Source organism: Cellulomonas sp. P4_D11 (genome assembly GCF_056401915.1).
This window is the reverse complement of sequence record NZ_JBFUIK010000010.1, coordinates 49,648-69,165: the sequence shown is the minus strand read 5'-3', so window position 1 is coordinate 69,165 and position 19,518 is coordinate 49,648. Positions and strand designations below refer to the sequence as shown.

Genomic DNA, 19,518 nt, shown 5'->3' with positions numbered 1-19,518 from the left:
CCGACACCATCATCCGTGCAGGTCTTGCGTGCGCCCGTCGTGGTGCGGTGGGCTAGCGTGTGCGGCAATGAGCAGGCGTCCCCCGACGGGGTCGCCGAGAGGGAAGGGAGCGGTCCGGACGTGTCATCCACCGCGGACGAAGGCGCGTCGCAGGCGGCCGCCCGCCTGGGCTTCGCCTCGGGTCAGGTGATCCAGGAGTTCGGCTACGACGACGACGTCGACGACGACCTGCGGACCGGCCTCGAGGCCGTCACCGGCACGGAGCTGGTCGACGAGGAGTTCGACGACGTCACCGACGGCGCCGTGATCTGGTTCCGCGACGGCGACGGGGACCTCACCGACGCCCTCGTGGACGCGATGACCGTGCTGGACGACGGGGGACCCATCTGGGTGCTCACGCCGAAGGCCGGCCGTTCCGGGCACGTCTCGCACAGCGACATCGAGGAGGCCGCGACGACCTCCGGGCTGCACGCGATGAGCACCTTCTCCATCGCTCCCGACTGGTCCGCCACCCGCCTCGGGGCGCGCGGCCGGGGGCGCTGACAGCTTCCCGCACGAACGACGAAGGAGGGGGTCCCGGCCGGGACCCCCTCCTTCGTCGTTCCGTCAGCTCACCGGGTCACTGCGTGAGGCCCGGCAGGGCCGGCTGGCGCGGCGTGCCGCCGCCACCGGGCGTCGCCGCCGTGTTGTTGGTGACCACCCGCATCAGCGGGTACAGCTGGTCGAAGGCGGCGTTCGCCGCGCTCGCCTGTGCCGAGTCGCAGGACAGCTCGCAGAAGAGCGAGGCCGTACCGGACCGGACCAGGACGAGTGCGCCGTAGTCCTGCAGGGCATGGCCGAGCGCCTTGCCCTCCGGGGTCAGCTTCATCGCGTCGATGTTCACGTCCGGCGGGATCGCCGCCATCGTGCCCATCGGGACGTTGCCCGAGTAGGCCGTGGCGCCGTTGGCGTCCTGCGTGCGCGCCGGCCACACGGGGCCGTCCTTGAGCAGCTCGTCCGGCAGACCGATCGCCAGCACGTGCTTGATCGAGAGCGCCTTGAGCTCCTGCGCCCGGATCAGGCCGATGTAGAACGAGATGCCCGAGGCACGCGCGCCGTCGGCCATGCCGTCGCCCCGCAGGTCGGTCTTCACCGCGCGGGTCGTCGTCCACTTGTCGGTGCCGACGTTGGTGAACTTGTAGAACTCCCAGCCGGTGACGCCGTCGGGCTGGATGACGCCCACGTGCATGTCGGTGCCGGTCGTCGCCGTCGTGTCGCGGGGGACACGGATCTTGTAGACCTCACCGTTCTTGAGGTTGGTGACGGTCGCGATCGGGTCGTTCGAGGTGGCCACCTGGACGGCGATCGACCAGTTGGCGCGGTTGACGACCGAGTTCTCGCTCAGGAAGTCCTTCGTCCTGGGCGACGTGGCGGACTCGTACTTGGCGCCCGACCCGATGGCGATGTTCCACGGCGCGTTCGAGGCGAACGGGTAGTAGGTCGCGTTGCGCGAGCCCGGCGCGGCCGGCGGTGCCGGGGCAGCAGGGGGCGGGGCCGGCGCCGCGGTCGGCTTGGCCGGTGCCGGGGCGGTGGAGGGCGTCGGCGTCGGCGTGGGGGTCGGCGTCGGCGTCGGCTTCACCGTGGGCGTCGGCGTCGGGGTGGGGGACGGCGCCGGCGCGACAGCGACGTTGGCGGTGGGGATGCCCCACACGACCTTGCCCTCCGAGAGTGCGACGACCGTGCCGTTCTCGCGAACCGCCACCGTGGCGCACGGGGACGAGACCTCGTTGTGCCAGACGAGAGTGCCGTCGGCCTTCACGAACCGCAGGTCGCCGCCGGTGGTGAGGTCGAGGTGGGCTCCGGCCCCGCCGGCCTTCTTCCAGACCGCGCCGCCCGAGGACGAGCGGATGGTGAGGTCGCCGGTGGCGCCGATCGCGAACGCCCACCCGCCCTGCGGCGAGCTGATCTGCTGACCGGTCTTGAGGCTCTGGCCAGGGACGAGCCGGTCGCCCCCGAGGGAGGCGCAGCCGGTGGTGGACGGCTTCGCGGGGTCCCAGCCCTCGACCGCGACGGTCTTCGGGCGGGCGGACGGGACGCTCCACAGCTCGGTCGTGTTCTCGGCGAGGACCAACCTGCCGTCACCGAGGATGACCACGGCGGCGCAGTCGGACAGCACGCCCGTGTGCCAGCGGACGACGTCGGCCTTGTCCCGGAGGACCAGGTCGCTGCCGGCCTCGACCGAGAGCGACGAGCCGGTGCCGAACGGGCCCTTCTTCCACAGGGCACCTCCGGCGGCGGTGCGGATGGCCACGGTGCCGTCGGCCTCGACGCCGAACGTGTACTTGCCGTTCAGCGACGTGAGCTTCTTGCCGGCCGTCAGGCTCTCGCCCGGGATCAGCCGGTCGCTCCTCGACGGCGCGCACGCCTGGGTGTCTGCCGAGGCCATCTGTGGCAGTGCCAGGGGGATCGCGAGGAGTCCCGCCGCGATCGCGGCGGCAACCAGGGTCTTGCGGAAGCGAGTCAGCATGCACATTCCTCTGTCATGGCGGGACCCCGCCAGGCGGTGGGACGGGCGTCGTTCTGGCATCTCTTCCCGATCGTGCTGGACGGCTGGACGACCGTCCTGCGAGCGAGTTGGGAAGAATGGTGCCTACGAGTAGATCGGATGTCCAGGTCGCCCACTTGCGCCGCTCGTGTCTGCTTCACCCGGTTGGCCCTGAAACCGGGGATACGGGCGTGATAAGCCGTGACCTAAACGTTATAGAACGCCTGGTGGGAGCCATGACGACGGGGGGAGCACGCGCACGGTCCCGGCGTCAACGGGGACGGGTCTGGCCTCTGCGCGCGACGTGTTCAGCATGTGGACACTTCGCTCACCACGAAAGAGTGGTCGTGGGTTGTTACAGTCCGCGGCATGGCAGACAGCACCCCCGCGCTCGGCGCACCGGCCCCTGACTTCTCGTTGCCCGACACCCACGGCACGCCCGTGACCCTCAGCGGGCTGCGAGGCGGTCCGGTCGTCATCGTGTTCGTGCCCTTCGCCTTCTCCGGGACGTGCACCGGCGAGCTGTGCGAGCTGCGCGACAACATCGCCGAGTTCGAGGCGGCCGGCGTCCACGTGCTCGTCGTCTCCTGCGACCCCGGGCACTCGTTGCGCGCCTGGGCGGCCCAGGAGGGGTTCGGCTTCGACCTGCTCTCCGACTTCTGGCCGCACGGCGAGGTGGCCCGCTCGTACGGGGTGTTCGACGAGGTCAAGGGGTTCGCCGTGCGCGGCAGCTTCCTGGTGGACTCCGAGGGCGTGCTGCGCTGGAGCCTGGTCAACCCTCCCGGCCGGGCCCGCGACTTCACCGCGTACCGCGAGGCGCTGGCGGAGCTCGCGGCCTGAGGATCGCCGCCCGGTAGGCTGTGCGCCCGTCGAGACGCCCGGTGCGCCGGGTGTCCGTCGGGGCCTGTAGCTCAGCTGGTCAGAGCGCCGCGCTTACACCGCGGAGGTCGCCGGTTCGAAACCGGCCGGGCCCACGACGTCGTCCGCCGGCTCCCGGCTCTCGCCCGACCGGTGCGCGGGGAGACCTGCCCGGCGCAGGAGAACGACCGCCGGCACGGCGACGGCGACCCATCCCACGACGACGTCGAGCACCCAGTGGTTGCCGGTGAGCACCACGACGGCGGCGGTGCCGAGCGCGTAGCACGCGCCGGCCCACCGCACCGCGGGCGTGCGTGCCGCGACGACGAGGGCGAGCCCGACCCACAGCGACCACCCGGCGTGCATGGACGGGAAGGCCGCGAGCTCGTTCGTCGGCACCGACCCCCCGGCGCCCGCTCCGGGCCACCAGCCGACGTCGGCGGTGCGCTGCAGGATGTCGACGTACCCGGGCACCAGCCGCGGCGGGGCCGTCGGGAGCAGGAGGTAGCCGACGAGGGCGGCACCGGTGGCCACCACGAGGGCCGTGCGCAGCGGGCGGTACGCCTCGGGGTGCCGCAGGTAGAGCCAGAGCAGCACGCAGCCCGTGACCACCAGGTGCAGCGACGCGTACCAGAACGAGGTGACGACCTCGACGCCGTGGACGCTCGCCGCCCAGTGGTCGAGCGCCTGCTCGACGTCGATGTGGAGTGCGCCCTCGAGGTGCAGGATCCTGAGCGCCGACCCGTGCGCGGCGGCGACGTCCGTGCCGGCCGTGGCCCGGACGACCGTGTAGCCGATCCAGAGCAGCACCAGCATCGCGAGCTCTCGCAGCCCGCGCGCGCCCCGACCGACGATCCCTCGCACCCCTCAGCCCTTCGCCCCGATACAGATGCCCCGAGCAGCCAATGGTCGCACGGCGCGGCGTGGCCCGACGCGCCCTCGCGGCTCGGGTCGCGGTCGTTGTTAGGGTCCGCCCATGCCTGTCGTCTCCGCGCTCACCGTCTACCCGGTGAAGTCCCTGGCGGGGACGCCGACGGACGAGATGACCGTGGACACCTCGGGGCCGCGCGGCGATCGCCGCTGGATGGTCGTCGACGGGTCCGGCGAGACGCTCACGGCCCGCAAGCACCCGGCCATGCTCGGCGCCCGCGCGACCACCGTGGACGGCGGCGTGCGGCTCACCGCGCCGGGACGGCCGACGCTCGTGGTCGACGAGCCGGCCGGGCCGGCCGACGTCCCCGTGCGGATGAGCCGGCTCGAGTCGGCCACGCGCGCCGGCGCGGAGGCCGACGCCTGGTGCTCGGCGCTGGTGGGCCGTCCCGCGAGGCTCCTGTGGCTCGACGACCCGGCCCGGCGAGGCATGGCCGAGAAGCACGGCGGGACCCTCGACGACCCGATGTCCCTCAACGACAGCGGGCCGTTGCACGTGACGACGACGGCGTCCCTGGCGCGGCTCGACGCGTGGGCGGCCGAGGTCCACGACGAACGCGTCGAGCGGGCGCTCACGCGCGGCGAACCGGCCCCGGCGCCCCGGCAGCCGCTGGACATGCGCAGGTTCCGGCCCAACCTCGTGGTCGACGGCGACCTCGAGGCGTTCGCGGAGGACCGCTGGTCGGGACTCGTCGTCGGCGACGTCGAGCTGCGCTTCGCCGACCTCTGCGGGCGCTGCGTGATGACGACGATCGACCCCGACACCCAGGTCAAGGGCAAGGAGCCGCTGGTGACCCTGGCCCGGCACCGGCGTTGGGACGGCGAGCTGTGGTTCGGCATCCAGATGGTCCCTGTCCGGACCGGGCGGATCGCCGTCGGCGACGTGGTCGACGTCGTCGGGGCGCGGGCGGGTGCCCGGTAGCGTGCTGGACGTGAGCGCCCCCCGCCTGGCCGACGTCGTGCGGCTGCTCGAGCGCCGGTACCCGCCGTCCACCGCGGAGTCGTGGGACGCGGTCGGGCTCGTCACCGGCGACCCCGACCAGCCCGTGCGCCGCGTCCTGTACGCCGTCGACCCGGTCGCGGCGGTCGTCGACGAGGCCGTGGCGTGGGAGGCCGACCTCGTCGTCACCCACCACCCGCTGCTGCTGCGACCGGTGCACTCGATCGCGGCCACCACGTTCAAGGGTGCGCTGCTGCACCGCCTGGTCCGGTCGGGCGTCGCCCTGTACACGGCGCACACCAACGCGGACGCGGCGACCGGCGGTGTCGCCGACGCGCTCGCGGACGCCCTCGGGCTGGTGCGCACGGTGCCCCTCGACCCCGCGCCGGCCGAGGCGCTCGACAAGCACGTGGTGTTCGTCCCGGTGGGCGACGCGGAGCAGCTCGTCGACGCGCTCGCGGCGGCCGGCGCCGGGGCGATCGGCGAGTACTCGCGCTGCGCGTGGACGTCGACCGGCGAGGGCACGTTCACGCCGTCGCCGGACGCGTCGCCATCGATCGGGTCGGCGGGGGAGGCGTCGCGCGTGGTCGAGGCGCGGGTGGAGATGGTCGCGCCGCGCCGGCTGCGTGGCGCGGTCGTCGCCGCGATGCGCGAGGCGCACCCGTACGAGGAGCCGGCGTTCGACGTCCTCGAGCTCGCGACGTGGCCCGGCCGCACGGGGATCGGCCGCGTCGGAGCCCTGGCGGAGCCGACGACGCTGCGCGACTTCGCCGCCGTCGTCGCGGCCGCGCTGCCGGCGACGGCCCAGGGCGTCCGGTTCGCGGGAGACCCCGACGGGCACGTCGAACGCGTCGCAGTGGTGGGCGGCTCGGGCGACTCGTTGTTCGACGCCGTCCGCGCGTCCGGCGCCGACGCCTACGTGACCGCGGACCTGCGGCACCACCCGGCGTCCGAGCTGCGGGAGCGGGCCGCCTTCGACGGCGACCGGACGCCCTACCTCGTCGACGTCGCCCACTTCGCGTCCGAGTGGCCGTGGCTCGCGCTCGCCGCCCGTGCCCTCGAGACGGACGCGGCCGCTGCGGGGACTACGGTGGACACGCGCGTCAGCACGCTGAGCACCGACCCGTGGACGGGTCGCGTCGGGAGCCCTGAGCCTGCCGCACCACACGCCTCGACCGAAGGACACCCGTGACGACTGCACCCGCAGCTGACCAGCGACGACTGCTCGACGTCCAGGAGCTCGACACCCGCCTGGACCAGCTGGCCCACAAGAAGCGGACGCTGCCCGAGCTCGCGCGACTGGTCGAGCTCGACTCGCAGGTGACCGACCTGCACACGGCACTGGTGACGTCGCAGACCGCGGTGAGCGACCTGCGGCGCGAGCTCACCAAGGCCGAGGCCGACGTCGAGCAGGTCCGGGTCCGCGCCGCGCGGGACCAGGCGCGGCTCGACTCCGGGCAGGGCACCCCGAAGGACCTCCAGGCGCTGCAGAGCGAGCTGGGCACCCTGGGGCGTCGGCAGTCGGAGCTGGAGGAGGTCGAGCTGGACGTGATGGAGCGGCTCGAGGCGCACGAGACGGCCCTGGCCGAGGTGACCACCGCGCACGAGTCGCTGGCCGACAAGCGCGCCGCGGTCGAGGCCGAGCGCGACGCCGCCTTCGCCGCGATCGACGCCGACGCCGCGGGGGTGGCCGCCGAGCGCGCCACGGCCGTCGCGGGCCTCGACGCCGGGCTGGTGGCGCTCTACGAGAAGCTGCGCGCCCAGCTGGGCGGCAAGGGCGCCGGTGCCCTGCGCGGCCGCCGCTGCGAGAGCTGCCGGCTCGAGCTCAACCCGCTCGACGTCGAGGCGATCGTCAAGGCTCCCGAGGACCAGGTGGTCCGCTGCGAGGAGTGCGGACGCATCCTGGTCAGGCTCCCGGAGCCCGCCCGGGGCTGAGGGCTCGCCAACCCGGCCCGGGAGGGCAAGACTGCGAGCGTGACCGACGTCGCCTCGCCCAGCTCGCCCGGCCGCGCGCCACGACCGTCCGGTGCCGGCGTCCGGTTCGACCAGGAGCAGCCCGTCACGGTGGTCCTCGTCCGGCACGGCCAGACGACGATGACCGTCTCACGCGGCTACTCGGGGTCGGGGGAGCCCGGCCCGCCGCTCGACGAGACGGGGCTCCGCCAGGCGCGCGACGCCGCCGACCTGGTCGACCGCGTCGGCCGTGACCTGTGGGGCGACATCGAGTACCCGAGCGAGGTCATCGCGTCGCCGATGGTGCGCACGCAGCAGACCGGCGGGATCATCGCCGAGAGGCTCGGGCTGCCCGTCCGGACGGACGCCACGTTCCAGGAGGCGAACTTCGGCGAGTGGCAGGGCCTCACCGCCGAGCAGATCGAGGAGCGGTGGCCGGGCCAGCTCGAGCCGTGGCACACCAAGGCGAACGTCCGGCCGCCCGGCGGAGAGTCGATCGAGGACGTCGGGCGTCGGCTCCAGGGCGGCCTGGACGGGTTGCTCGCAGGGGGCGTCGACCGCACCGTCGTCGTCGTCAGCCACGCGGTCTCCATCCGCGCGGCGCTCGGCGTGACCATGGGCGCGCAGCCCTCGTCCTGGAGCCAGCTGCGGGTCGCGCCCGCGTCGGTGAGCATCGTGCGGTTGTTCAAGGACCGTCGCGACGAGATCGCCGTGGTGGGGGTGCCGAGCGAGGGCTGGGGGGCGCGCGCCTGACGCTCAGTGGGTCGCGACGAGGGCGAGCGTGGCGGCGACGACCGTCAGCGGCGCCAGCAGCAGGCCCTGCCGCACGATCGTCCCGGCGTGGACGTCGAGCAGCACCGTCCGGCAGCGCTGCCACCACAGGATGGTCGCCAGCGAGCCCCACGGGGTGATCAGCGGTCCGACCCCGGTGCCGATCAGCAGGGCGGCCACCCGGAGCGGATCCGCGGCGGCCGCGGGCTCGAGCGCGAGGTAGGCGGGCAGGTTGTTGATCGCGTTCGAGGCGAGCGCGCCCACCGCGGCCAGCCGGAGCAGGTCGCCCGCGGTGCCGCCGGTGCCCGCGGCCTGCGCGAGCAACGTGCCGAGGCCGTGCGCGTGGGCCGTCTCGACGACGACGAAGAGCCCGAGGACGACCAGCAGCGTCCGCCACGGGACGAGGTCGCGCGCGGCGACCGGGAGCTTCTGGTGCCGCAGCAGCGTGGCGCCGAGCAGGACGACGGCGGCGACGACGGCTGTCGGCGCGGTCGGGGCGCCGACGACGAACGCGACCCCGAGCGCGCCCACCGCGACCGCGCACAGCCCGAGCAGCACGCGATCCTTGACGGCGCGAGGCGGGTGGACGTCGTAGCGGCCGTGCAGCGAGCGCCGGTCCCGCACGGCCAGGACGGACACGGTCACCACGATCGCGGCGAGCGCGGGCGCCCACATCAGCCCGAGGTACCCCACGTCGGCCCTCCGCAAGAGGTGGTCGGCGAGCAGGTTGGTGAGGTTCGAGACGGGCAGCACCAGCGACGCCGTGTTCGCCAGCGCGAGGACCGCGAGGGCGAACGGCAGCGGCGGCGTGTGAGTGCGGCGCGCCAGCGCGATGACGACGGGCGTGAGGAGCACCGCGGTCGTGTCGAGCGACAGGACCGCCGTGCTCAGAGTCGCGAGGAGCACGACCAGGCCCCAGAGCGCCCACCGACGCCCGCCGGTGACGCGCGACGCGAGCCCCGCTGCCGCGTCGAAGAGGCCAGCCCCCGCGCACATCTCCGCCACCACGGTGAGTGCGGCGACGAACACGAGGATCGGCAGGGTGCGCTCGGCCAGCTCGCGGGCGTCGGCCGCGGGCAGCGCACCGGTGGACACGAGCGCGACCGTGACGACGACGGCGAGGAGCCACCAGGGCACGCGCCGGCGGCGGGCCACTCAGGCCACGACGAGGGTGAGGGTCCGGGCGCCGCGCGCGGGCGGCCCCAGCTCGACGTCGAGCAGGGCGGTGCCGACGAGCTCTCGGGACACCCGGGCCAGCGACGCCGCGTCGTGCGGCGCCTTGCCGCGCCGCGTCAGCAGGTGACGGGTGAGCACCCCGCGCGTGTGCTTGGCGTTGTGCGACACCACGGATCGCTGCCCGTCGAGCTCGCGGACCACGCGGACGGCCACCCAGTCCGCCGTGGCGGGCGGGTGCCACGCCGCGAGATAGGTCGCCGAGCGGCAGTCGACCACCAGCTCGCCCTCGGGCCGGCCGGAGAGCTCGAGGTCGAGCGCGTCGCGCCACGCACCCGGGAGGTGGCCGATGCCGGGCAGGTGGGTGGCCATGGAGAGGCGGTAGGCCGGGATCGGGTCGTCGGGTGCCACGAGCCCCCACAGCCCGGACACGATCCGCACGCTCTCCGCCGCGCGGGCACGGCCGGTGGGCGTGAGCCGGTCGAGCCCGGCCGCCGCGTACAGGACGCCCGAGTACACCCGCTTCGCCGGGGCCGTCGGTGCGGTGCGCAGGTCCGTGTTGCGCGCGACCTCGTCGGCAAGCGTGGCACCCACGCCGAGCGCGTGAACGGCACCCGACCCCGCGCTGACCTCGATCAACGCGTCGAGCACCTTCTCCCGCACGGGGGTGAGCCCGGGCGCGGAGAGGCCGTCGAGATCGAGCAGGGGGCCGCGGGCGCGCGGCGGCGTCTTGCCCTCGGAGGGCGGCAGGAGCACGAGCACGCCTGAACTGTAGGCTCCGCGCGACGACCGAGCGCGAGGAGGACCGCATGGCGCACGTGAAGATCTACGGCCGGCGCGACGTCTGGCAGGACCGGCGCGGCTCGGTGTCGGACGCGATCCACCGCGTCATCACCGGCACGTGGGGGCTGCCGCAGGACAAGCGGTTCCACCGCTTCCTGCTGCTCGACGCCGACGACCTGGTCGCGCCGCGCGGCAAGGACTACCTCGTGGTCGAGATCCTCTGCTTCACCGGCCGCAGCCGGGAGGCCCGCCGCGCGCTCATCGCCGCTTTCTTCGACGACGTCGCGCCCACGCTGGGCCTGTCGGCCGACGATCTCGAGGTCATCATCATCGAGAGCCCGCCCGAGAACTGGGGCATCCGCGGGGTCTCGGGCGACGAGCTGTCGCTGACCTACCGCGTCGACGTCTGAACGGCCGGCACGGGAATCTCCATGAGGCGGCGCCGCGTCTGCTCGACCTCGGGCATCCCCAGGTCCGCCGGCACCAGGCCGCGCGCGCGACCCACCGAGAGCGCCGACTCCCGGTCGGCCACGCCGAGCTTCATGTAGATCGAGCGGACCTGCGACTTCACCGTGTTCCGGGTGACGAACAACGATGCGGCGATCTCGCCGAGCGTGAGGGGCAGGGCCAGGTGGGCGAGGATCACGCGCTCGCGCCGGGTCAGTCCGTGTGTGGTGTTCATGCCCCTGGTTCGGAGCGGAGGGGATGAAGGATGGGTGAAAAACTCGACCGCGCGGAGCCCGCTAGGCTGTCGGCGCGGATGAGTCAGTCAGGCGGCCGCGTCGAGCCCTCGGGCTCGCCGAGGAACGTCCGGGCTCCGCAGAGCAGGGTGGTGGGTAACACCCACCCGGGGTGACCCGCGGGACAGTGCCACAGAGAACAGACCGCCCGACCGGTCCGCCGGTCGGGTAAGGGTGAAACGGTGGTGTAAGAGACCACCAGCGTGCCGGGTGACCGGTGCGGCTTGGTAAACCCCACCCGGAGCAAGGTCAGACAGGGAGCGTTCGAGGGCTGCTCGCCCGAGCTCCCGGGTAGGCCGCTGGAGGCGTGCGGCAACGTACGTCGTAGAGGGATGGCCGCCACTCGCGCAGCTGCGGGCAACCGCGCGCGAGGACAGAACCCGGCGTATCGACTGACTCATCCGCCCCTCGGGCATTCCGACTGCGCCGACCGCCCGGCACGGGGCACGATGGCTGCCATGAGCACCCTCGACCAGTTGACGTCCGACCTGACCACCGCCATGAAGGCCCGGGACACCGAGCGCACCGGCATCCTGCGCCAGATCATCGGTGCGGTGCGGTTCGAGGCGAAGGCGGGCACGGTCGAGAAGGAGCTGTCGGAGGACGACGTGCTCAAGATCCTGGCGCGCGAGGTGAAGAAGCGCCGCGACTCCGCGCAGATCTACACGGACGCGAACGCGCCCGAGCGGGCCGCGACCGAGACGGCGGAGGCCGACCTCATCGAGACGTACCTGCCGGCGCAGCTGTCCGACGGCGAGCTCGCCGCGCTGGTGTCGTCCGTCATCGCCGACGTCGGCGCCACGTCCGTGCGGGACATGGGCGCGGTCATGAAGGAGGCCACGGCGCGCGCCGGGGCGTCGGCCGACGGCAAGAAGCTGTCGACCCTGGTGCGCGCGGCGCTCAGCTGACGGTGGCGTCGAGCCGCTGGTAGGAGCGGCCCGGCAGCACGGACGCCACGTCGGACGTCCAGGGCAGGGGCGGCTCGGGCATGACGACGAGCCACGAGCCGTCCCGGTCGAAGAACCGCAGGTCGCCGTCGAACGCGTAGGTGTCGCGGACGTGCAGGCCGAGGTCGCTCGCGGTGAACGCGAGGTTGAACAGCCACGCCGACGGGTCCTGGATCTGCTGGTCGCTGTCGAGGTCTCGCGAGGTCCACATCCGCATCCACGTGATGCTGCGCGACTCGCGCGCCGGGACGACCAGCGGGTGCCCGGGCAGCAGGTCCAGCTCGCCGCCGGCGGCCTCGACGATGTCGACCTGGGCGGCGCGGTCGGACACGTTCTCGAACCAGAGCGTGAGCGCGGTGCGGAACGCGTAGGTCTGGTCCCGGCCGACCTGGAGCTGGCCGGTGACCGGCCGCCAGCGGTCCTGGCCGCCGGCCGTGAGCTGGCACGCCTCCAGCGCGGGGCGGCCGGGCGCACCGGAGCCGTCGGGGAACGCGCGGGCGACGATGCTGGGTGCCAGCGAGTCGAGCCGGGTCTCCTCGAGCATGCGCCGCGTCCGATCGGTCTCCTGGCGCTGCCGCTCGGCGTCCGAGCGGGCGTTCTGCGCCTCCTGCCGGGCCAGGCCCAGTGCCTCGCGGGCGATCGCCACCTGCTCGTCGAAGGCCCTCGCCTGCTTGTGGGTCGCGTCGGCCAGGCGTGCGCTGCGCCGCGCCGCCTTGCCCGCGAGGATCCAGGCGCCGAGCGCGGCGACGAGCGTCACGACGGAGAGCGCGAGCGGGAGCCACTGCTCCCAGTCCTCCCACGCGACGTCGCCCAGGACCGGAAGTGCGGCGCTGACCATCCCAGGAACCTACCGACCGAATCGTCCGATTTCGAGCCTCGTCCCGCACGTCACTCGTGCGGGGGACCGGATCAGCCGGCGGTCGACTGCGACGCGAGGATCGCCGCGACCTGGTCCGGCGTGCTGCGCAGCAGGCAGAACTCGTTGCCCTCGGGGTCGGCCAGCACGTGCCACGGCACCTCGCCCTGACCGATGTCGACGCGCGTGGCGCCGAGCGAGAGCAGGCGCTCGAGCTCGGTGGCCTGGTCGGAACCGTTGGGCGGGCGCAGGTCGGCGTGCAGGCGGTTCTTACCGGTCTTCACGTCCGGCACCTTGAGGAACAGCCAGCCCGTGCCGCGGCCGTCCGCCGGCTCGATGCCGATCTCGTCGTCGTCGTCCGCCGGCTCCCAGGTGTAGGACCAGCCGAGCACCTCGCGCCACCAGCGGGCGAGGGCGGCGGGGTCGGCGCAGTCGATCGTCAGGTGGGAGACCACAGGTGCCATGCGCGGCACGCTACTGGCGGGACGGGTCCTGGTCGAGGCGGACGACCCCGCTGTCGAGGTCCAGGCGCCCGGCCGCGTCGCCGGTCTGCAGGATGTCGAGCTTCTGCCGCTCCTGCTCCGCGGTCAGGTGCACCCGGTTCGGCTGGAAGACGTCGATGAGGTCCCCGAGCATGCCGCTCGCGGCCGCGTGCTCTGCCGCGCGGCGCTCGCGCGGGTGCCGCCGGTCGAACCAGCCGCGCGCGACCATGCGGTCCAGCGCGAGGAGCAGGACCGCGAGCGTGACGACGCCCGCCGCGATGAGCCATCCCATACCGATCACGGTCCCACCGCCGCCTGCTGCGCGGCGTGTGCGGCGGCGACCCAGGGGAGTGCCAGGCGCTCGTCGTCCCACGACGTGCCGGACACCAGCGCGGCCAGGTAGGCGCGGTCCGCGACGAGCCGGCGGCGCAGCTCGTCCCGGCCTCCGACGCGGCCGTGGCCCGGGATCACGACCGACGCCGGCAGCGCTGCGAGCAGGTGGAGCGCAGCGAGGTAGTCACCGACGGGGTCGTCCGCGGTCAGGTCCAGGAGGGGGATCTCGACGTCGGAGAGCAGGTCGCCGGCGACCAGCACGCCGGCCTCGGGCAGCCAGAGCGCGGTGTGCGGGCGGGCGTGCGCCGCGTGCGACAGGACGTGCACGGGCGGGCCGGCCCAGTCGAGGACGCCGGGTTCCCGCCGCGGATACGGAGCCACGACCGCGGCGATCGGCGCGCGGGCCTCGCGGGTGCGCGCCAGCTCGGGGTCGGCGTCGCGCTCGGCCGCGAGGGTCTCCGGATCGGTCGCCGCGGTCCCGTCCGACCACCGGGGCAGCGTGGAGAACCGGCGGCCGTCCAGGACGTGGTCCCAGTGCGCATGCGTCGACCACACGGCGACCGGGGTCCAGCCGCGCTCCTGGATCGCCGCGCCGAGGTCGTCGACCTCGCCCGCCGTCACGGCCGGGTCGACCACCAGGCACGTCCCGTCGGGACCGACGACGACGGTGGACGTCGTGGTGTACACGAGGCTCGTGGCGACGTGTACACCAGGTGCGACCTCGAGGAGGTCGCGCACGGGTCAGCCGTGCGCCTCGGCGGCGAGGGCGGCGGCGCCGACGATGCCGGCCGCGTTGCGCAGCTTCGCCGGGACGATCTCGGTCCGGATGTCGAGCAGCGGCAGGAAGTCGGCGTGGTGCTTGCTCACGCCGCCGCCGACCACGATGAGGTCGGGCCAGAACAGGTTCTCGACGACGGTGAAGTACCTCTGCAGGCGCGCGGCCCACCCCGCCCAGTCCAGGCCCTCGCGGTCGCGGACGCTCTCGGCCGCGCGCGACTCGGCGTCGAACCCGTCGATCTCCAGGTGGCCCAGCTCGGTGTTGGGCACCAGGTGCCCGTCGACGATGAGCGCGGACCCGATGCCGGTGCCGAGCGTGACCACGAGGACCACGCCCTCCACACCCTTCGCCGCGCCGTACAGGACCTCGGCATAGCCCGCCGCGTCGGCGTCGTTGACCGCCAGGACCTTGCGCCCGGTCGCGCTGTGCACGGCCTTCTCGACGTCCGTGCCGATCCACGACTTGTCGACGTTGGCAGCCGACTGCGCGACCCCGTGGAGGATCACCGCTGGGAACGTGACCCCGATCGGCACGTCCTTCGCCAGGTGGAACGAGTCGACGACCTTGCCGACGGTCTCGGCGACCGCGTCGGGCGTCGAGGGCTGCGGCGTCGGGATGCGGAGCCGGTCCGCGGCGAACTCGCCGTCGGCCAGCGACACCGGGGCGCCCTTGATCCCGCTGCCGCCGATGTCGATGCCGAAGGCCGTGTCGGGGGACTTCTTGTGCTTGTTGTCGCTCATGGCAGGGTCAGGATCTCCGCTCCGGTGTCGGTGACCAGCAGGGTGTGCTCGAACTGCGCGCTGCGTCGGCCGTCGGCCGTCAGGACGGTCCAGTCGTCGTCCCACATCACCCAGTCGGGGGTGCCGAGGTTGAGCATCGGCTCGATCGTGAAGACCATGCCCGGCTCGATCAGGGTGTCGTAGGCGGGGGCCGCGTCGTAGTGGGGGATCACCAGCCCGGTGTGGAAGGCGGGGCCGACGCCGTGCCCGGTGTAGTCGCGGACGACGCCGTACCCGAACCGCGCCGCGTACTTCTCGATGACGCGCCCGATCACGTTGATCTCCCGACCCGGCACGACCGCCTTGATCGCCCTGGTCAGGGACTCACGCGTGCGCTCGACCAGCAGCCGGGACTCCTCGTCCACGTCGCCCGCGAGGAAGGTCGCGTTGTTGTCGCCGTGCACGCCGCCGATGTAGGCGGTGACGTCGATGTTCACGATGTCCCCGTCCTCGACCACGGTCGAGTCGGGGATGCCGTGGCAGATGACCTCGTTGATCGACGTGCACAGCGACTTGGGGAAGCCGCGGTAGCCCAGCGTCGACGGGTACGCGCCGTGGTCGACCATGAACTCGTGCCCGATGGCGTCGAGCTCGTCCGTGGTGACGCCCGGGGCGACGTGGCTGCCGACGAGCTCCAGCGCCTGGGCGGCGATGCGCGCGGCCACGCGGACGCGCTCGATCATCTCCGGCTCGAGGACGTTGCCGCCCGACCAGTGCGCGGGACCGGGCCGGCCGACGTACTCGGGACGGGCGATGGACGCCCCGACCGCCCGGCGGGGACTCTGCGTCCCGGGGACCAGGGCGGCTCGTGGCGCGTGCACCGTCGACATACCTGGCAGTCTACGGACAGGAGGGCATCGAGGCCGGTCAGGCCGGTCGCCGCGGTGCCCTGGGCGAAGGGAGAGCACCATGGCGGAGAAGTTCTGGTTCAACACCGAGACCCACGAGGTCGAGGAGGGCCGGCAGAGCGACTGGACCAAGCTCATGGGCCCGTACGCGACGCGCGAGGAGGCGACGCACGCGCTGGAGAAGGCGCGCAAGCGCAACCAGGACTGGGACGCGCAGGACGAGGAGAAGTCCTAGCGGCGCACCAGCGTCGCGAGGATCGGGCGGTGGTCGCTGCCGCCGGTGCGCTGAAGCACCTGGAAGCCGACCACCCGCCACGCCCGCCCGTCGACCAGCACGTGGTCGATCGGCGCCGCGAGGAGCCGGGGTGCGGACGCCGGCCACGTGCCGAGCGCCCCGGCCCCGGCCGCTCGGGCCGCGTCGACGCACGGGCCAAGGTCCTGCAGGCCGGGGTGGTCCAGCGTCGCGTTGAGGTCGCCCGCGACGATCGCGCCGGGCGTTCCGGCGCACGTGTCGGCCACCAGCCGGGTCTCGGTGCGCCACCCGGGCATCGCGCCGCGGCGGCCGGGCGCGATCGGGTGGGCTGCGACGAGCACGGGCGACGTCCGGGGGTCGGCCGGTGCCGCGAGCAGCGCGCCGAGCCTCGTCGGGAGCGGCTCGGCGGTCGGGTAGGAGCCCAGCCGAGCGGACACGAGCAGCGCAGTCCCGGCGACGAAGGACGTGTGGCCCTCGGCGGTGAGCAGCTGCATCGGGTGACCCGCGGCCGCCATGCGCTTCGCCGTCATCCGGGCGGTGTAGTCCGACGTCTCGGGCAGCACGACGACGTCGGCGTGGTGGTCGAGGGCCAGCCCGGCGAGCAGCTGGGCGTCGACGGTGTCGAGCGTGTTGAACGACAGGACGACCACCTGCGCGTCCGGCGGCGCCGCGGCGACGTGCTGGGGGACGGACCGCACGACGAGCACGGAGCTCTGGGCGAGCGCCCCGATCGCGAGGGCGACGGTGACCGGCAGGAGCCGGACCCGTGTCCACGGCACGGCCAGCAGCGCGACTGCGGCCGCGGCGGCGCCGAGCCCGAGCAGCGCGCGGAACGACACCACCTGCGCGACCGGCCAGACGCCCGACGCGACGGGGACCGCGAGCGCGACCAGGACGACGAGCACGACGGCCGCGCCCGCCCGGACCAGGACGCGCCCGCGTCTGCTCACGCGTCGAACTGGTGGTCCGCGTCCGGGAACGTGCCGCCGCGCACCTCGTCGGCGTAGGCCGTCGCGGCGGCCCGCAGCGCGGCGCCGACCTCGCCGAACCGCTTGGCGAAGCGCGGGGACCAGTCGGTCATCCCCGCCATGTCGACCCAGACCAGCACCTGCCCGTCGCACTGCGACCCGGCGCCGATGCCGATCGTGGGGATCTGCAGGATCTCGGTGACCCGTGCGGCGACCGGCGCCGGGACCATCTCCAGGACCACCGCGACGGCTCCTGCCTCGGCGATGGCGACGGCGTCCTCGCACAGCAGCTCCGCCGCCAGGTCTCCGCGGCCCTGGACGCGCGGCCCGCCGAGCAGGTTCTCCGACTGCGGTGTGTAGCCAAGGTGCGCGACGACCGGGATCCCGGCATCCGTGAGCGCCTTGATCTGCGGGACGACGCGCTTGCCGCCCTCGAACTTCACGGCCGCGACGCCGGTCTCCTTCATCATCCGCACGGCGGTCCCGAGCGCCTGCGCCGGACCCGCCTCGTACGAGCCGAACGGCAGGTCGGCGACGACGAACGCGCGCTTCGCGGCGCCGGCGACCGCACGTGCCGGCGGGATGAGGTCGTCCACCGTGACAGGCAGCGTCGTCGTGTGCCCGTGCATGGTGTTCCCGATCGAGTCGCCGACCAGCAGCATGTCGATGCCGGCCTCGTCGAAGATCCGCGCCGTCACGGCGTCGTAGGCCGTGAGCATCGTCAGCCGCTCACCGCGCTCCTTGGCCTCGAGCAGGTGGTGCACGCGCACGCGCTTCGGGGTCTGGCTCATTCCTGGGGCTCCTGTCGGTGTGCTCACGGCTCGCGCCAACGGGTAGTGATCGGTAGCCGGCGATCGCGGCCGAAGGCCAGCGCGGTGACCTTGGTGCCCGGCGGGTACTGACGTCGCTTCCACTCGGCGCGGTCGACGAGCGCGAGGACCTTGTCGACGACGGCCGGGTCGAACCCGCGGGCGAGCAGCTCGGCCCTGCCCTCGGCGTGCTCGACGTACGCGTCCAGCACCTCGTCGAGGACGTCGTACGGCGGCAGCGAGTCCTGGTCGACCTGCCCCGGCCGCAGCTCCGCCGACGGCGGCTTGGTGATCGACGACTCCGGGATGGGCGGCAGCTCGTCCGGGCCGAAGACGCCGTCCAGCGCGGCGTTGTTGCGCCAGCGCGCCAGTGCCCACACCCGCGACTTGTCGACGTCCTTGATGGGGGCGAAGCCGCCGATGCTGCCGGCGTCGTAGATCGTGGTGTACCCGACCGCGAGCTCGGTCTTGTTGCCCGGCGCGATCACCAGGTGGCCCTCGCGGTTCGAGATCGCCATGAGGATGACGCCGCGCACCCGGGCCTGCAGGTTCTCCGCGGCCACGCCCTCGAGCGGCATCTCCGCCTCGAACGCGTCGACCATCGGCTTGATGGGCTGCACGCGGAAGTCGGCGCCGATCCGCTTGGCGAGGTCCTGCGCGTCGTCCCGGCTGTGGTCCGACGAGTAGACCGACGGCATCGAGACACCGACCACGTTCTCGCCGCCGAGGGCGTCGGCGGCGATGGCCGCCACCAGGGCGGAGTCGATGCCACCGGACATGCCGAGCACGACCGAGTGGAAGCCGTTCTTGGTGACGTACCCGTGCAGGCCGGTGACCAGCGCGCGGTAGACCTCCTCGTCGGGCGCGAGCGGCTGGGCGACGGGGCCGGTGGCCGGCGCGTCGTCGTCGTCGAGCAGGTCCCACACCAGCAGGTGCTCGACGAACTGCGGCGCGCGGGTCAGCACCGTGCCGTCCGTCGCGATGACGAACGAGCCGCCGTCGAAGACCAGGTCGTCCTGGGCTCCGACGAGGTTCACGTACGCGACCGGTGCCTCGACCTCGTGGGCCCGGCGTGCCGCGAGCTCGACGCGCTGGTACCCCTTGCCCTCCTCGTACGGCGACGCGTTCAGCACGACCAGCAGCGACACCTCGTTCTCGTCCATCTGCGAGACCGGTCCGCCGTCCTGCCAGATGTCCTCGCAGATCACGACCCCGACCCGGCGGCCCTGCACGTCGATGACGCAGACGTCGTCGCCCGACGCGAAGATCCGGTACTCGTCGAACACGCCGTAGTTGGGCAGGTGGTGCTTGTCGTAGCGGACCTGCACCTGGCCGTGCTGCAGCAGCACCGCCTGGTTGGTGGGCCGCCGTGGCCCTTCCGGGGCGCCCGGCTCGTGCACGGGCGTCACGACCTTCTCCCCGACGGTGCCGACGAGCACCGCCAGGTTGCCCAGACCCTCGTCGGCGAGCGCCTTCGCGGTCCGCTGGAGCGCGGCCTCCGCACCCCGCCGGAACGACGCGCGCAGCGCCAGGTCCTCGATGGGGTAGCCCGTCAGCGTCATCTCGGGGAACACCAGCAGGTCCGCCCCGGCCAGCGCGGCGGTGCGCGCCCACTCCAGGACCGCGTGGGCGTTCGCGTCGACGTCCCCCACACGCGTGTCGATCTGCGCGAGGGCGATGCGGGGGTGAGACATGGGGTCGAGCCTAACCATCGCGCCGACCCCCGACGCCCCGTCGTGTCCCTCCTCACGCGGGGCCGGAGACCCGTGCCGACCCGCCCCGGACACTGACGC

General features: G+C 73.5%; 23 protein-coding genes, 1 tRNA gene and 1 other RNA gene. 11 read left to right on the top strand and 14 right to left on the bottom strand.

Annotated features, from left to right (window positions below; translation table 11 throughout):
• The first annotated feature begins 120 nt into the window (after positions 1 to 120).
• Positions 121 to 543, top strand: coding sequence for a DUF3052 domain-containing protein (locus AC1DT4_RS08510; RefSeq protein WP_477089347.1), 423 nt, complete (start codon positions 121 to 123; stop codon positions 541 to 543).
• A 76-nt stretch (positions 544 to 619) separates the two neighbouring features.
• Here AC1DT4_RS08510 and AC1DT4_RS08505 read toward each other — a convergent pair whose 3' ends face one another.
• Positions 620 to 2,506: a hypothetical protein gene (locus AC1DT4_RS08505; protein ID WP_477089346.1), complete on the bottom strand. Its 1,887-nt coding sequence runs from the start codon at positions 2,504 to 2,506 to the stop codon at positions 620 to 622.
• Between the two features lie 387 nt (positions 2,507 to 2,893).
• On the opposite strand from AC1DT4_RS08505, the gene AC1DT4_RS08500 reads away from it, so the two are divergent.
• Both AC1DT4_RS08500 and AC1DT4_RS08495 read left to right on the top strand, forming a co-directional pair.
• The gene (locus AC1DT4_RS08500; protein WP_477089345.1) at positions 2,894 to 3,364 is read left to right on the top strand and encodes a peroxiredoxin; all 471 of its coding nucleotides are present in this window, start codon (positions 2,894 to 2,896) and stop codon (positions 3,362 to 3,364) included.
• A 60-nt stretch (positions 3,365 to 3,424) separates the two neighbouring features.
• Positions 3,425 to 3,498: transfer RNA gene (locus tag AC1DT4_RS08495), tRNA-Val, on the top strand.
• On the opposite strand, the gene AC1DT4_RS08490 is transcribed toward AC1DT4_RS08495, so the two are convergent.
• On the bottom strand, positions 3,458 to 4,198 hold the full coding sequence (locus tag AC1DT4_RS08490) for a phosphatase PAP2 family protein (protein WP_477089400.1): 741 nt from the start codon (positions 4,196 to 4,198) through the stop codon (positions 3,458 to 3,460). The genes AC1DT4_RS08495 and AC1DT4_RS08490 overlap by 41 nt on opposite strands.
• Positions 4,199 to 4,358: 160 nt before the next feature.
• Between AC1DT4_RS08490 and AC1DT4_RS08485 the strand changes: the two genes are divergently transcribed.
• From AC1DT4_RS08485 to AC1DT4_RS08470, 4 genes are read left to right on the top strand one after another with little or no spacing between them, the layout of a single operon-like run.
• Complete coding sequence (locus AC1DT4_RS08485) at positions 4,359 to 5,234, top strand: MOSC domain-containing protein (RefSeq protein ID WP_477089344.1); 876 nt, start codon at positions 4,359 to 4,361, stop codon at positions 5,232 to 5,234.
• A gap of 10 nt (positions 5,235 to 5,244) precedes the next feature.
• Positions 5,245 to 6,444 (top strand): Nif3-like dinuclear metal center hexameric protein, encoded by a 1,200-nt coding sequence (locus AC1DT4_RS08480; protein WP_477089343.1) that lies wholly within the window; start codon positions 5,245 to 5,247, stop codon positions 6,442 to 6,444.
• Positions 6,441 to 7,187 carry a zinc ribbon domain-containing protein gene (locus AC1DT4_RS08475; RefSeq protein ID WP_477089342.1) on the top strand — a complete coding sequence of 249 codons (747 nt, stop codon included), beginning with the start codon at positions 6,441 to 6,443 and terminating at the stop codon, positions 7,185 to 7,187. The genes AC1DT4_RS08480 and AC1DT4_RS08475 overlap by 4 nt, the downstream gene beginning before the upstream one ends.
• A 39-nt stretch (positions 7,188 to 7,226) precedes the next feature.
• Positions 7,227 to 7,958 (top strand): histidine phosphatase family protein, encoded by a 732-nt coding sequence (locus tag AC1DT4_RS08470; protein ID WP_477089341.1) that lies wholly within the window; start codon positions 7,227 to 7,229, stop codon positions 7,956 to 7,958.
• 3 nt (positions 7,959 to 7,961) lie between these two features.
• On the opposite strand, the gene AC1DT4_RS08465 is transcribed toward AC1DT4_RS08470, so the two are convergent.
• Positions 7,962 to 9,131, bottom strand: a complete 1,170-nt coding sequence (locus AC1DT4_RS08465; RefSeq protein WP_477089340.1) for an SLC13 family permease — start codon at positions 9,129 to 9,131, stop codon at positions 7,962 to 7,964.
• Positions 9,132 to 9,911 carry a YaaA family protein gene (locus tag AC1DT4_RS08460; protein ID WP_477089339.1) on the bottom strand — a complete coding sequence of 260 codons (780 nt, stop codon included), beginning with the start codon at positions 9,909 to 9,911 and terminating at the stop codon, positions 9,132 to 9,134.
• A 47-nt stretch (positions 9,912 to 9,958) separates the two neighbouring features.
• Here AC1DT4_RS08460 and AC1DT4_RS08455 point away from each other — a divergent pair, with 47 nt between their 5' ends.
• Positions 9,959 to 10,342, top strand: coding sequence for a tautomerase family protein (locus tag AC1DT4_RS08455; protein ID WP_477089338.1), 384 nt, complete (start codon positions 9,959 to 9,961; stop codon positions 10,340 to 10,342).
• Here AC1DT4_RS08455 and AC1DT4_RS08450 read toward each other — a convergent pair.
• On the bottom strand, positions 10,324 to 10,614 hold the full coding sequence (locus AC1DT4_RS08450) for a LuxR C-terminal-related transcriptional regulator (RefSeq protein WP_477089337.1): 291 nt from the start codon (positions 10,612 to 10,614) through the stop codon (positions 10,324 to 10,326). The genes AC1DT4_RS08455 and AC1DT4_RS08450 overlap by 19 nt on opposite strands.
• A gap of 79 nt (positions 10,615 to 10,693) precedes the next feature.
• Here AC1DT4_RS08450 and rnpB point away from each other — a divergent pair.
• An RNA gene (gene rnpB / locus AC1DT4_RS08445) (RNase P RNA component class A) lies at positions 10,694 to 11,076 on the top strand.
• Between the two features lie 54 nt (positions 11,077 to 11,130).
• Positions 11,131 to 11,580 carry a GatB/YqeY domain-containing protein gene (locus AC1DT4_RS08440; protein ID WP_477089336.1) on the top strand — a complete coding sequence of 150 codons (450 nt, stop codon included), beginning with the start codon at positions 11,131 to 11,133 and terminating at the stop codon, positions 11,578 to 11,580.
• On the opposite strand, the gene AC1DT4_RS08435 is transcribed toward AC1DT4_RS08440, so the two are convergent.
• The 6 genes from AC1DT4_RS08435 to map all read right to left on the bottom strand — a co-directional run bounded on the left by AC1DT4_RS08435 (position 11,573) and on the right by map (position 15,677).
• Positions 11,573 to 12,457: a hypothetical protein gene (locus tag AC1DT4_RS08435; protein WP_477089335.1), complete on the bottom strand. Its 885-nt coding sequence runs from the start codon at positions 12,455 to 12,457 to the stop codon at positions 11,573 to 11,575. The genes AC1DT4_RS08440 and AC1DT4_RS08435 overlap by 8 nt on opposite strands.
• A gap of 71 nt (positions 12,458 to 12,528) precedes the next feature.
• Complete coding sequence (locus AC1DT4_RS08430; protein ID WP_477089334.1) at positions 12,529 to 12,939, bottom strand: VOC family protein; 411 nt, start codon at positions 12,937 to 12,939, stop codon at positions 12,529 to 12,531.
• Positions 12,940 to 12,949: 10 nt separating this feature from the next.
• Entirely contained in the window at positions 12,950 to 13,249 is a 300-nt protein-coding gene (locus tag AC1DT4_RS08425; RefSeq protein WP_477089333.1) for a DUF6191 domain-containing protein, read from the bottom strand.
• Positions 13,250 to 13,254: 5 nt separating this feature from the next.
• Positions 13,255 to 14,028, bottom strand: coding sequence for an MBL fold metallo-hydrolase (locus tag AC1DT4_RS08420; protein ID WP_477089332.1), 774 nt, complete (start codon positions 14,026 to 14,028; stop codon positions 13,255 to 13,257).
• 3 nt (positions 14,029 to 14,031) lie between these two features.
• Positions 14,032 to 14,808: a polyphosphate--glucose phosphotransferase gene (ppgK, locus tag AC1DT4_RS08415; RefSeq protein WP_477089331.1), complete on the bottom strand. Its 777-nt coding sequence runs from the start codon at positions 14,806 to 14,808 to the stop codon at positions 14,032 to 14,034.
• Complete coding sequence (gene map / locus AC1DT4_RS08410) at positions 14,805 to 15,677, bottom strand: type I methionyl aminopeptidase (RefSeq protein ID WP_477089330.1); 873 nt, start codon at positions 15,675 to 15,677, stop codon at positions 14,805 to 14,807. Before map ends, ppgK begins: the two co-directional genes overlap by 4 nt.
• Before the next feature lie 79 nt (positions 15,678 to 15,756).
• Between map and AC1DT4_RS08405 the strand changes: the two genes are divergently transcribed.
• Complete coding sequence (locus AC1DT4_RS08405; RefSeq protein ID WP_477089329.1) at positions 15,757 to 15,930, top strand: SPOR domain-containing protein; 174 nt, start codon at positions 15,757 to 15,759, stop codon at positions 15,928 to 15,930.
• On the opposite strand, the gene AC1DT4_RS08400 is transcribed toward AC1DT4_RS08405, so the two are convergent.
• The 3 genes from AC1DT4_RS08400 to AC1DT4_RS08390 are packed head-to-tail and all read right to left on the bottom strand — an operon-like array spanning position 15,927 to position 19,419.
• A complete protein-coding gene (locus AC1DT4_RS08400; RefSeq protein ID WP_477089328.1) occupies positions 15,927 to 16,898 on the bottom strand; it encodes an endonuclease/exonuclease/phosphatase family protein in 972 nt (323 codons plus the stop codon). The two genes, AC1DT4_RS08405 and AC1DT4_RS08400, sit on opposite strands and share 4 nt — an antisense overlap.
• On the bottom strand, positions 16,895 to 17,707 hold the full coding sequence (gene panB, locus AC1DT4_RS08395) for a 3-methyl-2-oxobutanoate hydroxymethyltransferase (protein WP_477089327.1): 813 nt from the start codon (positions 17,705 to 17,707) through the stop codon (positions 16,895 to 16,897). Before panB ends, AC1DT4_RS08400 begins: the two co-directional genes overlap by 4 nt.
• Before the next feature lie 23 nt (positions 17,708 to 17,730).
• Entirely contained in the window at positions 17,731 to 19,419 is a 1,689-nt protein-coding gene (locus tag AC1DT4_RS08390; protein ID WP_477089326.1) for an NAD+ synthase, read from the bottom strand.
• Positions 19,420 to 19,518: the final 99 nt, after the last annotated feature.

Bases quoted from the DNA above. Each gene is read 5' to 3' on its own strand.
- AC1DT4_RS08505 (WP_477089346.1), bottom strand. From the start codon at position 2,506: ATGCTGACTCGCTTCCGCAAGACCCTGGTTGCCGCCGCGATCGCGGCG.
- AC1DT4_RS08500 (WP_477089345.1), top strand. From the start codon at position 2,894: ATGGCAGACAGCACCCCCGCGCTCGGCGCACCGGCCCCTGACTTCTCG.
- AC1DT4_RS08490 (WP_477089400.1), bottom strand. From the start codon at position 4,198: ATGCTGGTGCTGCTCTGGATCGGCTACACGGTCGTCCGGGCCACGGCC.
- AC1DT4_RS08485 (WP_477089344.1), top strand. From the start codon at position 4,359: ATGCCTGTCGTCTCCGCGCTCACCGTCTACCCGGTGAAGTCCCTGGCG.
- AC1DT4_RS08455 (WP_477089338.1), top strand. From the start codon at position 9,959: ATGGCGCACGTGAAGATCTACGGCCGGCGCGACGTCTGGCAGGACCGG.
- AC1DT4_RS08450 (WP_477089337.1), bottom strand. From the start codon at position 10,614: ATGAACACCACACACGGACTGACCCGGCGCGAGCGCGTGATCCTCGCC.
- AC1DT4_RS08440 (WP_477089336.1), top strand. From the start codon at position 11,131: ATGAGCACCCTCGACCAGTTGACGTCCGACCTGACCACCGCCATGAAG.
- AC1DT4_RS08435 (WP_477089335.1), bottom strand. From the start codon at position 12,457: ATGGTCAGCGCCGCACTTCCGGTCCTGGGCGACGTCGCGTGGGAGGAC.
- AC1DT4_RS08430 (WP_477089334.1), bottom strand. From the start codon at position 12,939: ATGGCACCTGTGGTCTCCCACCTGACGATCGACTGCGCCGACCCCGCC.
- AC1DT4_RS08425 (WP_477089333.1), bottom strand. From the start codon at position 13,249: ATGGGATGGCTCATCGCGGCGGGCGTCGTCACGCTCGCGGTCCTGCTC.
- ppgK (WP_477089331.1), bottom strand. From the start codon at position 14,808: ATGAGCGACAACAAGCACAAGAAGTCCCCCGACACGGCCTTCGGCATC.
- map (WP_477089330.1), bottom strand. From the start codon at position 15,677: ATGTCGACGGTGCACGCGCCACGAGCCGCCCTGGTCCCCGGGACGCAG.
- AC1DT4_RS08405 (WP_477089329.1), top strand. From the start codon at position 15,757: ATGGCGGAGAAGTTCTGGTTCAACACCGAGACCCACGAGGTCGAGGAG.
- panB (WP_477089327.1), bottom strand. From the start codon at position 17,707: ATGAGCCAGACCCCGAAGCGCGTGCGCGTGCACCACCTGCTCGAGGCC.
- AC1DT4_RS08390 (WP_477089326.1), bottom strand. From the start codon at position 19,419: ATGTCTCACCCCCGCATCGCCCTCGCGCAGATCGACACGCGTGTGGGG.